A 2,921-nucleotide genomic window follows, 5' to 3' on the forward strand; every position below is an offset into this window, starting at 1 on the left:
GGTATGAAGAAGGACGACGTCAAGAACGCCCTGACCGGAACCCAGCGCTACTACATCGTCGCTAAGGACATCCGACCCGACGTAGAGGACCGGATCTCCAAGCTGCAGATTCCCGGCATCGTCACGGAGGGCACCAGCAAGCGTGTCTACCCTAACGGCTCGGTGGCCGGCGGGATCGTGGGCTTCCTCAAGGACGGCACCACCGGCCAGGCCGGGCTGGAGCAGACCCAGGACGACGTGCTCAAGGGCACGCCCGGCAAGCGCGTCTTCGAGATCGGCGCCGACGGCCTGCGCATTCCTGTGGGGGTGGATCAGCTGACACCGGCGGTCAACGGCAAGGACGTCAAGCTCACCCTGAACTCGGACCTGCAGTACTTCGCCCAGCAGGCGATCCAGAGCCAAAAAGACAAGCTCGGCGCCGAGTGGGGGACCATCGTGGTCGCCGACGCCAAGAACGGCAACATCATCGCGATGGCTGACACGGACGCACCGGACCCGAACGATCCCGGCAAGGTCGACGCCAAGGACCGCGGCGTCCGGGCCGTCACCGCCGCCTACGAGCCGGGCTCGGTGGAGAAGATGATCACGGCCGCGTCCGCCATCGAGGGGGGGACCTCGCACCCGCTGGACACCTACACCATCCCGCCGACGTACACCGTGGACGGCCAGACCTTCACCGACGCGTTCGAGCACGGCACCGAACAGCGCACCCTCGCCGGCATCGTCGGCTACTCGATGAACACCGGCATCGTGATGGTCGGCCAGAAGCTCAGCAAGGAGCAGCGGTATGACTGGCTGCAGAAGTTCGGCATCGGCGAAGCCCCGGACATTGGGCTGCCCGCCGAGACTAAGGGCATCCTGACCCCCGCGGACCAGTGGGACGGCCGGCAGCAGTACACAGTCCTGTTCGGCCAGGGCGTGGCGCAGTCGACGCTGCAGACGGTGCGCGCCTACCAGAGCATCGCCAACGACGGCGTCATGCTCCAGCCGCGCCTGATCGACAGCTACATCGGCCCGGAGGGCACCGAGGAAAAGGTGCCCGCCAAGGACAGCCGCCAAGTGGTCACCAAGGACACCGCCAAGCAGGTCCGCGACATCCTGGAAAGCGCCGTCACCGAAGGTGAGATCAAGGACGCGGCCATCGACGGCTACCGGGTCGGCGCCAAGACCGGTACCTCCGAATCCCCGTGCGACGACGGCAAGCCTGGCTTCTGCGGTTACACCGCCTCCATGGTGGGGATGGCGCCGATGGACGATCCGCGGTTTATTGTTGAAGTGGTCCTGCAGCGGCCCAAGGGCAGCATCTACGGCATCACCAACGGACCCGTTTTCCGTTCGGTGATGGGCCAGACGCTGCGGACCTACAACGTCCAGCCCTCCACCGGTGCGCCAGTCAGGCTGCCGCAGTACGCCAAGTAGCACGCAACACCACTCGCCAGCAGCACATTTATTCACGCAGCCGAGCCTGGGTGCGGGGCAATCCTCCGCGCGCAGCGCGCGCTGCCCGGCACCACCGACGGAGAATCCCTTGTCAAATCCCAATGCCCAGGAAGCGGCCTCCGCGCCCTCCGGCCAGGCCTCCGCCGCGGCGTTCCGACCCGCGACGGTCGCCGCGGTGCCGCTGGAAACCATCGGCAGGTGGATCGACGTCGTCGTGCCCGGTCCCTCCGCCGCCGTCCCGGTCACAGGGATCTCGCTGAACTCCCGGGCCGTGCTGGCCGGGGACCTGTACGTCGCACTGCCCGGTGCCTCCCGGCACGGCGCTGACTTCGTTTCCCAGGCCGTGGAGGCTGGCGCCGTCGCCGTGCTGACCGACGACGTCGGGGCACGCCTGCTGGCGCTGGCCAATGACATTTCTGTGCCGGTGCTGGTGGCTGCAGCGCCGCGCAGCCTCGTCGGGCGCCTCTCCGCGCTGATCTACCGGAGCCGTCCGGCGGATGCCGACGCCCCGGCACTGTTCGGCGTCACCGGCACCAACGGCAAGACCACCACCACCTACTTCATCAACTCCCTGCTCCAGGCCCTGGGAAAGAAAACCGGGCTGATCGGCACCATCGAGATCCTGGCCGGCGCCGAGGCAATCCCCAGCCTGCTCACCACCCCCGAATCGCCGGACGTGCACGCCTTGCTGGCACTCATGCGCGAACGCGGACTGGATGCGGCGTCGATGGAGGTATCCTCGCACGCCATCGCCTTCCACCGGGTCGACGGCGTGGAGTTCGACGTCGCCGGCTTCACCAACCTCACCCAGGACCACCTGGACCTGCACGGCAGCATGGAAGAGTACTTCCAGACCAAGGCCCGGCTCTTCACCGCCGGCCGCGCCCGGGCCGCCGTCGTGACCGTGGACGATGACTGGGGCCAAAAGCTAGCCGCCGGCGCCGGCATCCCCGTCACCACCCTCGCCACCGTCACCGGAGATGCGGACTGGACGGTCGTCGCCCCCCGGCCGCGTGGCCTCGGCACCGTGTTCGGCCTGCAGCACCGGGACGGCACTGAACTGCGGGTGCACACCGGTCTGCCCGGAAGTTTCAACGTTGCCAATGCCGCGCTGGCTACCGTCATGGTGCTCGCCGGAGGCGCCGGCGCCGCCGAAGTCCAGGCAGCCCTGGACGGTGCCGATCCCTTCACCGTGGCCGTCCCCGGCCGGATGCAGCTCGTCGCGACCGCGCCCGCCGCCGTGGTCGACTTCGCCCACAACCCGGACGCCCTCGCCCGCGCGCTCGAAGCCGTGCGCTCCCCGACGACCGGGTCCAAAGTGATCGTCGTCTTCGGCGCCACCGGCCAGCGCGACCAGGGCAAGCGCCCGGCGATGGGAGCAATTGCGGCGCGGCTGGCCGACACCGTGATTATCAGCGACGACGACCCGCACGACGAGGACGCCGCCGCCATCCGTGCCGACGTGATGGCAGGCGCCCTGG

The 2,921-nt window shown here is 68.6% G+C and carries 2 protein-coding genes; both read left to right on the forward strand.

Annotated features, from left to right (window positions below; all coding sequences use genetic code 11):
• The coding region (locus AB4Y86_RS15890) for a peptidoglycan D,D-transpeptidase FtsI family protein (protein ID WP_441403152.1) at positions 1-1,419 on the forward strand (1,419 nt) is incomplete at its 5' end.
• A 109-nt stretch (positions 1,420-1,528) separates the two neighbouring features.
• Positions 1,529-2,921 (forward strand): Mur ligase family protein (locus AB4Y86_RS15895; protein WP_441403153.1); only part of this gene is annotated, 1,393 nt, incomplete at its 3' end.

The sequence above is a fragment of the Arthrobacter sp. 2YAF22_2 genome, from assembly GCF_052114645.1.
Classification (GTDB): domain Bacteria; phylum Actinomycetota; class Actinomycetes; order Actinomycetales; family Micrococcaceae; genus Arthrobacter.